A 12,153-nucleotide genomic window follows, 5' to 3' on the forward strand; every position below is an offset into this window, starting at 1 on the left:
GCCCTACCAGCCCGACCGGCACGGCGGACTTCAACGTCTCACAACCCCACAACCGCTCGCTCAAGCGGTGTGAGGTTGACACAGGGGGTGTCATGCGCCTACCGTGGCCCGCGCGCGGGGACTCGGCAACCCCTCGACCCTTCTGCCCAACGTCACATGGCGCGCGGTAAGTTCACCGTTTCGGCGGCCTTTCACGCGATGGTGTGATCATGTCCCGCCGGGCGGATGGCGGTCCCGGGCCACGGGTAGGGCCGGGCCATGACGCAGCCGTTCGAACTCCCGCACTTCTACATGCCGTATCCCGCGCGGCTCAACCCCCACGTCGACGAGGCCCGTGCCCACTCGACCGCGTGGGCACGCGAGATGGGCATGCTCGAGGGCTCCGGGATCTGGGACCAGGCCGACCTGGAGGCGCACGACTACGGGCTCCTGTGCGCCTACACCCACCCCGACTGCGACGGCCCCGCCCTCTCGCTCATCACCGACTGGTACGTCTGGGTGTTCTTCTTCGACGACCACTTCCTCGACATGTTCAAACGCACCCAGGACCGCGCCGCCGGCAAGGCCCACCTGGACCGCCTGCCGCTCTTCATGCCGCTGGACCCCACCGCGCCGATGCCCGAGCCGGAGAACCCGGTGGAGGCGGGCCTCGCCGACCTCTGGCGGCGCACGGTCCCGTCGATGTCCGCAGACTGGCGCCGGCGCTTCTCCGTGGCGACCGAGCACCTGCTCAACGAGTCGCTGTGGGAGCTGTCCAACATCAACGAAGGGCGCATCGCCAACCCGGTCGAGTACATCGAGATGCGCCGCAAGGTGGGCGGCGCCCCCTGGTCGGCGGGGCTCGTGGAGTACGCGACCGCCGAGGTGCCCGCCGCCGTCTCCGGGAGCCGGCCGCTCAGGGTCCTCATGGAGACCTTCTCCGACGCCGTCCACCTGCGCAACGACCTCTTCTCCTACCAGCGGGAGGTGGAGGAGGAGGGCGAGAACAGCAACGGCGTGCTCGTCCTGGAGACCTTCTTCGGCTGCACCACCCAGGAGGCCGCCGACACGGTCAACGACGTCCTCACCTCGCGCCTGCACCAATTCGAGCACACCGCGCTCACCGAAGTCCCGGCCCTCGCCCTGGACAAGGGGCTCAGGCCCGACGAGGTCGCCGCGGTCGCCGCCTACACCAAGGGACTCCAGGACTGGCAGTCCGGTGGCCACGAATGGCATCTGCGCTCCAGCCGCTACATGAACAAGGGGGCCCGGTCCGACTCGCCCTGGCAACTCGGCAACGGCCCCGGCATGTCGGCCGCCGACGTCGGCGCGCTGCTGGCCTCGGCGGCGAACGAAAGGCTGCGCGCCTACTCCCACGTGCCGTTCCAGAAGGTCGGGCCCTCACTTCTGCCCGACTTCCACATGCCGTTCCCGCTCACCCTGAGCCCGCACCTCGACGCCGCCCGCCACCACCTCGTCGAGTGGTCATGGCGCACGGGCATCCTCCAGGAGGGCGTCTGGGACGAGGACAAGCTCGCGGCCGGCGACCTCGCCCTCTGCGCCGCCGGTATCGATCCGGACGCCACCCCCGAGGCCCTCGACCTCAGCGCGCAGTGGCTCGCCTGGGGGACGTACGGCGACGACTACTACCCGCTGGTGTTCGGCCACCGCCGCGACCTGGTCGCCGCCCGGCTGACCACGGTCCGGCTCTCCGCGTGCATGCCGCTGGAGGGCGCGCCCACCGTGGCCCCGGTCAACGCCATGGAGCGCGGGCTGATCGACCTGTGGGCGCGTACGACGGCGGAGATGACCGCCGACCAGCGGCGCACCCTGAAGACGGCCGTGGACAGCATGACCGAGAGCTGGGTCTGGGAGCTGTCCAACCAGTTGCAGAACCGCGTCCCCGACCCCGTCGACTACCTGGAGATGCGCCGCGCCACCTTCGGCTCGGACCTCACCCTGAGCCTGTGCCGGATGGGCCACGGCCCCGCGATCCCGCCCGAGGTGTACCGCAGCGGCCCCGTGCGCTCCCTGGAGAACGCGGCCGTCGACTACGCCTGCCTGATCAACGACGTCTTCTCCTACCAGAAGGAGATCGAGCATGAGGGCGAGATCCACAACGCGATCCTCGTCGTGCAGAACTTCTTCGGCGTCGACTACCCCGCCGCGCTCGCCGTGGTCCACGACCTGATGACCCAGCGCATGGAGCAGTTCGAGCACGTCGTCGCACACGAACTGCCCGTCCTCCACGAGGACTTCCAGCTCTCCGGGCAGGCGCGCACGGCGATGGACGCCTACGTCCTGGACCTGCGGAACTGGCTCGCGGGCATCCTGCACTGGCACCGGAGCGTGGACCGCTACAAGGCGGAGTGGCTCGGCCGCCGCACCCACGGCTTCCTGCCCGACCGGGCCCCGGCCCCCGTCCAACTGGTCGGCTGACGGCGGGTCGGCTCACGTCGGGTCGGCTGACGCCGGGCTCGGCTGAGGTCGGGCTCGGCCGGCGTCGGGTCGGCTCAGCTCACGTCCGGTCGGCTGACGTCGCCGATCCGCTCCGCCACCTCCGCCGCGAGGCCGTCCAGCCCCTGGGCGGCGGCTCCGCGCAGCTCGGCGCGGATCGCGTCCGCTCCCGCCAGGACGGCGCGGGCCTCCTCGACGAGGTCCGCGCCGGCCAGGGCACGGGCCAGCGCGTAGTGCTCCCGCGCGACGAACCGGCCGAGGTTCACCTCCCGCCAGTGCGCCAGGGAAGTGTCCCCGGGGACATCCAGGCCGGGTATTTCCAGGGTGCCGTCGTCCGGGACGCCCAGGATGCCGCGGAGCGCGGCGAGGGTGCGCGAGGCCGGGACGAGCCGGCCCGTCTCCCGCTCCAGACGGGCCAGGTCCCGCCGGGCCGACACGCGGTCCCAGGCGGTCTCCTGGAGCGCGCTGTACAGACGCTGTACGCGCAGGGCCTGCTCAAAGTCGCCCAGGCGCTCCAGGTCGTAGGCCAGCCCGTGCAACTGGGCCGGATCGAGCCGGGTGGGGTCGTCGGGGCGCCGCAGCAGGGACTGGTTCACGGTGAGGGCGTCCAGCCGGCGGATCAGCGTGACCCGGGCGAGTTCGGTCAGGCCCTGGGCCTCGGCCAGGTCGGTCCACGTCGACTCCGGCTCGTCGGCCGGATCCGCGCCGAACAGGGACGCGTCCAGGTCCCTTGCCCAGCGGCGCAGTTCCGCCCCGTCCGCGCCGGGCTCCGGTATCCCGCCCAGGCCGCAGTGGGTGTCGAAGTCCGTGTCCCGCACCTCGTGCAGCAGCGGCAGGTCCGCCGGGTCCCCGTGCAGGCCCACCAGGACGGCGGCCAGACGCAGTTCGTCGGTCATCGACGACTCCGCCTCCCGGGGCAGCAGCTCCCGGAGCAGGGCGAGATCGCCGTCCGAGCGGTCGAACTGGGCGGCGCGCAGCACCAGTCGGCGCCGTACCGGATCACCGGCCACCTCCGCGCGCGCCGCCGCGTCCCCGGCACGCAGCAGCGCGAGGTCGGCACGGCCGCGCTCCAGCACCGGCTCCCACAGCGGCGGGCGGGGATGCCCGTCGAGCAGGCGGTAGGCCATGCCCTCCTCGTCGTTGAGCAGCACGTGGTCCGGTTCCGTGCGCAGCAGGGCGCAGTGGAGCAGGCCGATCAGCTCGACCGGGGACCGCTCGGGCAGGCCCAGCGCGGCGCGCAGTTCCGCACGCTCGGCGTCGATGTCGTAGGACTCCCGGATCTCCTCCTCGGTCTCGGCCACGCACGCGAGGACCGCCTCCTCGCCGTCCGCCGGCGGCAGACCCAGGTAGTCGTGCCAGCCGGGCAGACCGATCAGGATCTCCAGCGCCGCGTCGACACTCGTCCCTATGATCCCGGCCGAACCCTCCGAGTCGGCGTACAACACCGAACCGTCCGCACACCGGAAGTACGTGCCTCCCGTGTCGTCCCCCGCGAGCACCTCCAGCGGGCCACCGGAGGCCAGCCGTACGTCTTCGACGTGGCCGTGGGCGGCACGGTCCAGGTCGAAATCGAAGGGGAACGCGGCCAGTACGGCGAGGTCCCGGTGCTGTCGCAGCGTCCGCAGCGCGTGATCCGTCATGTCACCGAACGTAACAGCCGCCACTGACAGCGAGGATGGCGCCGGGGGCTGAGGGGCCCGCCTGAGCCTGAGGAGGTCCGCCCGAGTCTGAGGGGATCGCCCGAGTCTGAGGGGCCCGCCTGAGTCTGAGGGGATCGCCCGAGTCTGAGGGGCCCGCCTGAGTCTGAGGGGGTCCGCCCTGAGGGAGCCCTCTGTGCGGACCTTGCATGGCTACCCTCCGCCACCCTCTCGTCAGTCTCACTCGTTCGTGTCTCGTCGCGGCCCGGTGCCCCGGGTAGAGCACAGCCGGAGGCGAGCGAACCATGGAACAGACTGTGTTGCGTCCCAAGCCGATGCCCGGTCAGGAGCGGAGGGACAGGGGGACGGGCGAGGGCACGGCCGCTCCCGTCAGGCACCCGCATGCGGCGCGGCGTCGCGGCCGGCGGATCAGGGCTCTGCTGTTCTGCCTGTTCGTCGGCACCGCCCTGGTGCTCTGCGGGGTCGGACTCGGCACCGTCGGTGCCACGGTGATCGGCATGAGCAAGCTGGCCGAGCTGCAGCGGCAGGTGCCACCGGGCGCCGTCCCGCCCGATTCGGCGCACCCCGGGCCCGGCACACCCGCGGTGTCCACGGCTCCCACGGCTTCCGCCACGCCCGGGAGCCCCGCCGAAGCCCGGCCCGGCGCCACCCTGGGCGTGGAGGTCGTCGACGCCGAGAAGCCGGGGGCGCTGGTGACGGCCGTGCACGTCCCCGGCCCCGGCTACACGGCGGGCCTGGTCCGCGGTGACGTGCTGCTCCAGTTCGGCGGCACCCGTGTCGACACCGCCGCCGACCTCGCCCGAGCCGTCACCAGGGCCCGTCCGGGCACGCAGGTGACCCTCACCGTGCGCCACCACAGCGGGGGCTTCCAGCAGTTGACGGTGCTCCCGGGCGTGGTGACCTGACCGACGCGGGGCCGACCGCCGCCCGGACACCGGAGCATCCGGCCGACCGCGGGGCCGTGTATCCGGCGAGATCGCCCACATTCCCGGTCGTCGGGCGCCTTGCCCGAACGCACTCCGGTATTCGCGGGTGTCTTCCGCAGTCCGCGACCACCCCCCGGTCTCTCCGACCGGACCGACCTGCCCGCCCGCGCCCTGACCTGCCCACGCCCCGACCGGACCGACACGCCCGCGCCCCGACCGGACCGACATCCGCGGGCCCCGACCGGACGCCCCCGGAAACCCGCTGGTCACCCCACGCCCCGCGCGTCATCATGGCCCCATGGCGATCGCAGGCCCCACGGACCCTGGCCGCGGAACCTCGCGATCCGCTCGCGGCGCCCTGTCCGGCCGGGCAGGATGCTGCCCGGGACCGCTTCGTTCCCGTCAGCTCGACCGCGCTCGGAGGCCCGGATGACCAGTACGACGCCCGCGCCCTTCACCGCCGGCGACTACCGGGCCCGCATGGAACGCGCCGCGCGTGCCGCGGCCGACGCCGGTCTCGCGGGACTCCTGGTGGCGCCGGGACCGGACATGGTGTGGCTGACCGGGTACACGCCCACCGCGATCACCGAACGGCTCACCTTGCTGGTCCTCGCCCCCGGCCACGACCCCGTGCTCGTCGTGCCCACGCTGGAGGCCCCGGACGCGGAGGCGGCGGCCGGCGCGACCGCACTGACCCTGCGTGACTGGACCGACGGCAAGGACCCCTACGCGGTCACCGCCGGCCTCCTCGACGAGCGAGGACGCTTCGGCATCAGCGACAACACCTGGGCGATGCACCTGCTCGGCCTGCAGCGCACGCTGCCCGACAGCTCCTACGCCTCCCTCACCGACGCCCTGCCCATGCTGCGCGCGGTCAAGGACGCGGCCGAACTGGACCTCCTGGCAGCCGCGGGAGCGGCTGCCGACGCGACGTTCGAGGAGATCCGGAAGGTTCCCTTCGCCGGCCGCCGCGAGTCCGACGTCGGCCGTGACCTCGCCGACCTGCTGCGCCGCTTCGGCCATTCCCAGGTCGACTTCACCATCGTCGGCTCCGGCCCCAACGGCGCCAACCCGCACCACGAGGTGGGCGACCGCGTCATCCAGCACGGGGACATGGTGGTCCTCGACTTCGGCGGCCTCAAGGACGGCTACGGATCCGACACCACGCGCACGGTCCACGTCGGCGAGCCGACGCAGGAGGAGCGCCGGGTCCACGACATCGTGCGCGCCGCCCAGGAAGCGGGCTTCAGGGCCGTGCGTCCCGGGGTGGCCTGCCAGGAGGTCGACCGCGCCGCGCGCGCGGTGATCACCGACGCCGGGTACGGCGAGTACTTCATCCACCGCACCGGGCACGGTATCGGCGTCACCACGCACGAGCCGCCGTACATGATCGAGGGCGAGGAGCAGGCCCTCGTGCCCGGCATGTGCTTCTCCGTCGAGCCCGGCATCTACCTGCCCGGCCGCTTCGGGGTACGCATCGAGGACATCGTCACGGTGACGCAGGACGGCGGCCGGCGTCTCAACGACACCACCCGTGAGATGGTCATAGTGGATTGAGTGGACTGACAGACCCAGGAGAGACACCAGGACGACATCCCGGGACGGCGACGACGCGACCATGACCCAGGCACCGACACCCACCGCGGACACCGTGCGCAGACTGGTCCGTTCGCTGCTCAAGGAGAGCGACGGGAGCAAGGGGAGCGCGAACGGCGCCGCGGGCCCCGACGTCCGCCCGGTCATGGAGAGCCGGGAGCACACCTGGTGGGTCGGCACCCGCCATGTGCTGCGGCTCGCACCCGACCAGGAGGCCTCCGCGCGCCGCCGCCGCGAACTGCGGCTGCGCGACCTGGTGCGCCCGCACGTGCCGGTCGCCGTGCCGACGAGCGTCGCGCACGGCGACTGGGCGCCCGGCCTCGCCTACACGCTCGACACCAAGCTGCCCGGCGGCACCGCCGACGAGCACGACGTCTCCGCCGTCGGCGAGGCCGACCTCGCGGGGCTGCTCACCGGCCTGCGCGCGGTGCCCGTACGGCAGGCCGAGACGCTCGGCGTGCCGCGGGTCGCCCCGCGCTCCCTGGAGGCGCTGCGCCGCATGGCCGTGCACGCGGCGCAGCGGCTCGCCGCCGCCGAGGAGTTCGACGCCGCGCGGTTGCACCAGCTGACCCCGCCCGGCGCCGCGCAGCTCGCCGCACAGCAGGCGGTCGCCGTGCTCACCCATCACGGACTGATCGGCGAGCACGTGGTGGTCAGCGCCGACGGGCGGGTCCGCGGCATCCTGGACTGGACCGAGGCGGCGGTCGGCGATCCGGCCGAGGACATCGCCGGGCTGGCCGTCGCCGTCGGCTCCCCGGCGGCCGTCCGCGCCGCCACCCTCGCCGGCTACGGCGCGCGCCCCTGCCTGCGCGGTCTGTGGCTCGCCCGCTGCGACACCGTCATCCACCTGACCGACCACATCGAGGGCCGCGCCCCGGGCGACCTGCCGCTGCTCAGGACCCGGCTGCGCCGCGCCTGGGAGCCGATCATGCTGGAGTGGGTCAGCGACCTCAAGGACGACGAGGCGGAACCCTAGAGAGCGCATGGAGTGCACGGAGCGCACGCAGTCCACGGAGTTCACGCGGTCCATGGACTCCACGCGGTCCACTTCCGGGCGCCCCGCCCGCTCGTCCGGGGCGCCCGGCACACCCGCTCAGGGCTGTTTCAGCACCACGCAGGACTCGCCCGGCACCTGGAGCAGCCCGTCCGGGCCCGGGGCCTCCACCGGGTCCCAGGCCGCGAGGACCCGCACGCGGCCGGTGCCCAGGGGGATCGCCGCCGGGTCCTTGCCGAGGTTCACCGCGACCCGGACGTCGCCGCGGCGGAACGCCAGCCAGCGCCGCTCCTCGTCGTACGCGACCTTCGTGTCCGCGAGGTCGGGGTCGGTGAGGTCCGGCTCGTCGTGGCGCAGCGCGATCAGCCGCCGGTACCAGGACAGCACGCGCGCGTGGGGCTCACGTGCGGGCTCCGACCAGTCGAGGCAGGACCGTTCCCGGGTCTCCGGGTCCTGCGGGTCGGGCACGTCCTCCTCGGCCCAGCCGTGCGCCGCGAACTCGCGCCGCCTGCCCCGCCGTACCGCCTCTGCCAGCTCGGGGTCCGTGTGGTCGGTGAAGAACTGCCAGGGCGTGCCCGCCGCCCATTCCTCGCCCATGAACAGCATCGGGGTGAACGGCGCGGTCAGCGTGAGCGTGGCCGCGCAGGCCAGCAGGCCGGGGGAGAGGTGGGCCGAGAGCCGGTCCCCCTGGGCGCGGTTGCCGATCTGGTCGTGGGTCTGGCTGTAGCCCAGCAGCCGGTGGGCGGCCACGCGCGCGCGGTCCAGCGGCCGGCCGTGGCCGCGGCCCCGGAAGGCGGAGTAGGTGCCGTCGTGGAAGTAGCCGCCGGTGAGCGTCTTGGTCAGCGCGGCGAGCGGGGCGCGCGCGAAGTCCGCGTAGTAGCCCTGGGACTCGCCGGTCAGCGCGGTGTGCAGACAGTGGTGGAAGTCGTCGTTCCACTGCGCGTGCACCCCGAGGCCGTGCTCCGCGCGCGCGGTGATGACCCGCGGGTCGTTCAGGTCGGACTCGGCGATCAGGAACAGCGGCCGGCCCACCTCGTCGGCGAGGCCGTCGACCGCCGCCGACAGGTCCTCCAGGAAGTGGCACGCGCGCGTGTCGTGCAGCGCGTGCACGGCGTCCAGGCGCAGCCCGTCGAGCCGGTAGTCCCTGAGCCAGGCCAGCGCGCTGCCCAGGAAGTACGCGCGCACCTCGTCGGAGCCGGGCGCGTCCAGGTTCACCGCCGAGCCCCAGGGGGTGTGGTGCGTGTCCGTGAAGTACGGGCCGAACGCGGGCAGATGGTTGCCGGAGGGGCCCAAGTGGTTGTGGACGACGTCCAGGACGACTCCGAGGCCCAGCTCGTGCGCCCGGTCCACGAACCGTTTCAGCGCCTCGGGACCGCCGTACGGCTCGTGCACCGCCCACGGCGACACCCCCTCGTACCCCCAGCCGTGCCGCCCGGGGAAGGGACACAGCGGCATCAACTCGACGTGCGTGATCCCGAGTTCCGCGAGGTGTTCGAGACGGCCGGCGGCGGCGTCGAGCGTGCCCTCGGGGGTGTACGTCCCCACGTGCAGCTCGTACAGCACCGCGCCCGGCAGCCCGCGCCCCGTCCACGGGGCACGCCACGCGTACCGCCCGTGGTCCACGACGGCGCTCGGTCCGTCCGGTCCGTCCGGCTGGCGGCGCGAGCGCGGATCGGGCAGTACGGGGCCGTCGTCCAGCGCGAAGCCGTAGCGCGTGCCGTCCTCGGCCGCCGCCTGTCCGGCCCACCATCCCGCCCGTTCGGGATCGCGTTCCAACGCGTGCGTGGCGTCGCCGCAGTGGAGCGTCACGCGGTCTGCTTTCGGTGCCCACACCTCGAACTGCACGGACGGTCCCCTTCGTCTGCTCACCGTGATGTAGCGAGTCCATCGTGCCGCGAAAACGATCAATCCGCCCTCGAAACCGGCCTTTCCGGGCGGGTGTCGCGGAAGTACCCGCGCGTGGCCGCCGTTTCCCCCTTTCCTGGACACCCGGGGTTCACTGGCCGACAATCACGAACGTGACGTCGTCCTCCTTCGAGTTCCCCACATACGCGGCCCGGCTCTCCGACGCGGAGCGCGACAAGGTGCTGCAGGTGCTGCGAGACGGCGTCGCGATGGGCCGGCTGTCGCAGGACACGTTCATCCGCCGCATGGAGCTGGCCCTGGCCGCGCGCCGCGCCGACGAACTCGCCGTGCTCACCGCCGACCTGCCCCGCGAGAACCGTTTCACCCGCGCGGTGCTCGGCACCGTCGCGGCCGTCTCCGGTTTCGGCGTACGGCTGCGCCGCGCGTGGCAGGCCGAGCGGCTGCCCAAGCTGCTGCTGCCGCATCCGGAGCAGGGATACCCGCTGCGCATCGGCCGCGACCCCGCGAACGGGCTGCGCCTCAACCACGACACGGTCTCCCGGGTGCACGCCGAGCTGCGCCGCCAGGGCGGCATGTGGGTCCTCAGGGACCTCGGCTCCACCAACGGCACCACGGTCAACGGCCGCCGCGTGGTCGGTGCCGTCGTCGTGTCCGAGGGCGACATGGTCGGCTTCGGACAGATGGCCTTCCGGCTGTCGACCCACTGACACCTTGTCGCTGTCGCTGTCGCTGCGGCTGCCCCGCCACGTGCGCGTGGGATCCCGTTCGGGTGAGCCGGGGTGGGGAAGGCGGGCGACCGTGCCGATGCATCGGGGATGACGTACCTCACCCGAGCGACAGCGGCCGTCGGCGCCCTGCTGGCCGCGACCGGCCTCTTCACCGCGGGCCCCGCCCAGGCGGCGTCCCACCACGCGCGCGCCGGTAACTGGCTCCACCTGACCGTCACCCGCGGCGAGGCGCCGGCCGGCGGCACCCAGGGAACCCCGCAGGGCACCCTGCTGCTGTGCGACCCGCCCCTGGGCCACGCGCACGCGGCCGAGGCGTGCGCCGAACTCGCCGTAGCCGACGGCGACATCGCGCGTATTCCGCCGAAGAAGGTCTTCTGCACGATGATCTACGCCCCCGTGACCGCCCACGCGCGCGGGCAGTGGAACGGGCGGCCGGTCGACTTCCAGCAGACGTACACGAGCCGGTGCGTCATGAACGCGCGGACGGGATCGGTGTTCGACCTGGACGACTGAGCGCCGCCGACCGAGCGAGAGCGGGTGGCGTACGACCCCCGCGCCCCCCTCACGGGCCTCACGCCACCCGCTCACGCACGCGTCGCCTGCTCACGCACGCGTCGCCTGCTCACGCACGCGTCGCCTGCTCACGCACGCGTCGCCTGCTCACGCACGCGTCGCCTGCTCACGGCCCTCACGCCACCCCCTCACGGGCCTGCTGTGCCGCCACCAGCACCGTCCTGGCCTGATGCTCCACCTGGTGCTCCAACGGCACCCAGCGGGCCCGGAAGCGCACCGCGAAGGCCTCGCACCAGGAGGCGACGAGATTTTCGAGCCGGGGCGCCGTACGGTCGTCCGTCTCCCGCAGCACCCGCAGCAGCATCGCCGCCGCCCGCAGCGGCAGCCGTCGTCCGAAGGCGTCCACGCTGCCGACGTACGCCATCGTCGTCCCGGCCGGCTGGGTCTGGATCCAGTCCTGCGCCAGGCCCGGGATCAGCTCCAGCGCCCAGCGGGCGGCCCGCAGCAGCGGCCCGTCCGCGCCGTCGAGGCGGGGCAGCGCCTCGGTCAGCACACCCTCCACCTCCACGGCGTCCCGCAGCAGGCGCGCGGCCAGCCGCCGCAGCGCCGCCTCAGGCGCCGGGTGCGGCGCCGGGTCGTCCACCAGGTCGCTGGCCCACATCGGCACCTCCACCACCGCGGTCAGACCGCCGTAGCGGTGCACGTGGTACCAGGTGCTGTGCCGTGCGTCGTCGGGCATGCTCGGGTAGGCGGTGCGCGAGTCGGGGCTCGGCATGACGTGCACGCCAGGCCCGGAGGCCGGCCAGCCCGCCGCGTCCGCGGCGCCCGTCTCCACCGGAATGTGCAGCTGCGCCGCCGACTTGGCGAACGGCTCGGCGAGCCCCGGCACGTCCTTCGTCAACTGCACCCAGCTGCCGCCCAGATCGGTGCCGTGCAGGGTCACCTGGAGGTAGGGGCGCAGCTCGTCGATCACGCCGGTCAGCGCGCGGGTCTCGGGCGGCAACCGGTCCGGTGGCAGCACCGACGGCGCCCACTCGGGCTGTTCGGCGCCGGTCGGCCGGTAGAAGCCGAGGTGGTAGTCGAGCAGGCTGCTCGGCGCCGGCGTCACATGCAGACTCGCGCCGTCCGGATCGGCGCACAGCAGGAAGTGCCAGGACGTACCGGTCCGCAACTCCCGCTCCGCCAGCACCTGTTCGGCCAGCTTGCGCAGGGTGGATCCCCCGGTCGGCTCGTTGGCGTGGGCACCCGCCACGACCAGCACCGACCGGCGGGCGTGGCCAACCGACAGCAGGTGCAGGGGCCGGCCGGCCCGCGAGAGGCCCACCTGTCGCAGCGCGCACAGCCCGGGCTCCTGAGCCGCCAACGCTGCTGCGAAGGCGACCAGTTCGGGAACGCTGGGGTAGCGCAGCACCGGCAGGAGACTCACCCCCGACTCG

At 73.3% G+C, this 12,153-nt stretch carries 9 protein-coding genes; 6 read left to right on the forward strand and 3 right to left on the reverse strand.

From position 1 onward, the window contains the following. Positions 1–258: 258 nt before the first annotated feature. Positions 259–2,418, forward strand: a complete 2,160-nt coding sequence (gene cyc2 / locus ACGFYV_RS19840; protein ID WP_393879696.1) for a germacradienol/geosmin synthase Cyc2 — start codon at positions 259–261, stop codon at positions 2,416–2,418. A 74-nt stretch (positions 2,419–2,492) separates the two neighbouring features. Here the strand turns inward: cyc2 and ACGFYV_RS19845 are convergent, their stop codons facing one another. Continuing rightward, a complete protein-coding gene (locus ACGFYV_RS19845) occupies positions 2,493–4,076 on the reverse strand; it encodes a hypothetical protein (protein WP_393879697.1) in 1,584 nt (527 codons plus the stop codon). A gap of 302 nt (positions 4,077–4,378) precedes the next feature. Between ACGFYV_RS19845 and ACGFYV_RS19850 the strand changes: the two genes are divergently transcribed. The 3 genes from ACGFYV_RS19850 (at position 4,379) to ACGFYV_RS19860 (ending at position 7,592) form a co-directional block, all read left to right on the forward strand. After that, positions 4,379–4,999, forward strand: coding sequence for a PDZ domain-containing protein (locus tag ACGFYV_RS19850; protein WP_393879698.1), 621 nt, complete (start codon positions 4,379–4,381; stop codon positions 4,997–4,999). Between the two features lie 450 nt (positions 5,000–5,449). After that, a complete protein-coding gene (locus ACGFYV_RS19855) occupies positions 5,450–6,577 on the forward strand; it encodes a M24 family metallopeptidase (RefSeq protein WP_393879699.1) in 1,128 nt (375 codons plus the stop codon). A 61-nt stretch (positions 6,578–6,638) separates the two neighbouring features. Next, positions 6,639–7,592: an aminoglycoside phosphotransferase family protein gene (locus ACGFYV_RS19860; RefSeq protein ID WP_393879700.1), complete on the forward strand. Its 954-nt coding sequence runs from the start codon at positions 6,639–6,641 to the stop codon at positions 7,590–7,592. A gap of 117 nt (positions 7,593–7,709) precedes the next feature. Here the strand turns inward: ACGFYV_RS19860 and treZ are convergent, their stop codons facing one another. Continuing rightward, positions 7,710–9,455, reverse strand: coding sequence for a malto-oligosyltrehalose trehalohydrolase (treZ, locus tag ACGFYV_RS19865; protein ID WP_393879701.1), 1,746 nt, complete (start codon positions 9,453–9,455; stop codon positions 7,710–7,712). A gap of 173 nt (positions 9,456–9,628) precedes the next feature. Here treZ and ACGFYV_RS19870 point away from each other — a divergent pair, with 173 nt between their 5' ends. Together ACGFYV_RS19870 and ACGFYV_RS19875 are read left to right on the forward strand one after the other, a co-directional pair. Then, positions 9,629–10,183 (forward strand): FHA domain-containing protein, encoded by a 555-nt coding sequence (locus ACGFYV_RS19870; protein ID WP_393879702.1) that lies wholly within the window; start codon positions 9,629–9,631, stop codon positions 10,181–10,183. Between the two features lie 108 nt (positions 10,184–10,291). Then, entirely contained in the window at positions 10,292–10,717 is a 426-nt protein-coding gene (locus tag ACGFYV_RS19875) for an SSI family serine proteinase inhibitor (protein ID WP_393879703.1), read from the forward strand. 175 nt (positions 10,718–10,892) lie between these two features. On the opposite strand, the gene ACGFYV_RS19880 is transcribed toward ACGFYV_RS19875, so the two are convergent. Beyond that, a complete protein-coding gene (locus ACGFYV_RS19880) occupies positions 10,893–12,143 on the reverse strand; it encodes a M14 family zinc carboxypeptidase (protein ID WP_393879704.1) in 1,251 nt (416 codons plus the stop codon). Positions 12,144–12,153 lie beyond the last annotated feature (10 nt).

It is taken from the genome of Streptomyces sp. NPDC048297 (assembly GCF_043201585.1).
Taxonomy (GTDB): domain Bacteria; phylum Actinomycetota; class Actinomycetes; order Streptomycetales; family Streptomycetaceae; genus Streptomyces.

What these genes read in the sequence shown, in the direction of transcription:
- cyc2 (WP_393879696.1), top strand. Translation starts at nt 259, where the DNA reads ATGACGCAGCCGTTCGAACTCCCGCACTTCTACATGCCGTATCCCGCG.
- ACGFYV_RS19845 (WP_393879697.1), bottom strand. Translation starts at nt 4,076, where the DNA reads ATGACGGATCACGCGCTGCGGACGCTGCGACAGCACCGGGACCTCGCC.
- ACGFYV_RS19850 (WP_393879698.1), top strand. Translation starts at nt 4,379, where the DNA reads ATGGAACAGACTGTGTTGCGTCCCAAGCCGATGCCCGGTCAGGAGCGG.
- ACGFYV_RS19855 (WP_393879699.1), top strand. Translation starts at nt 5,450, where the DNA reads ATGACCAGTACGACGCCCGCGCCCTTCACCGCCGGCGACTACCGGGCC.
- ACGFYV_RS19860 (WP_393879700.1), top strand. Translation starts at nt 6,639, where the DNA reads ATGACCCAGGCACCGACACCCACCGCGGACACCGTGCGCAGACTGGTC.
- ACGFYV_RS19875 (WP_393879703.1), top strand. Translation starts at nt 10,292, where the DNA reads ATGACGTACCTCACCCGAGCGACAGCGGCCGTCGGCGCCCTGCTGGCC.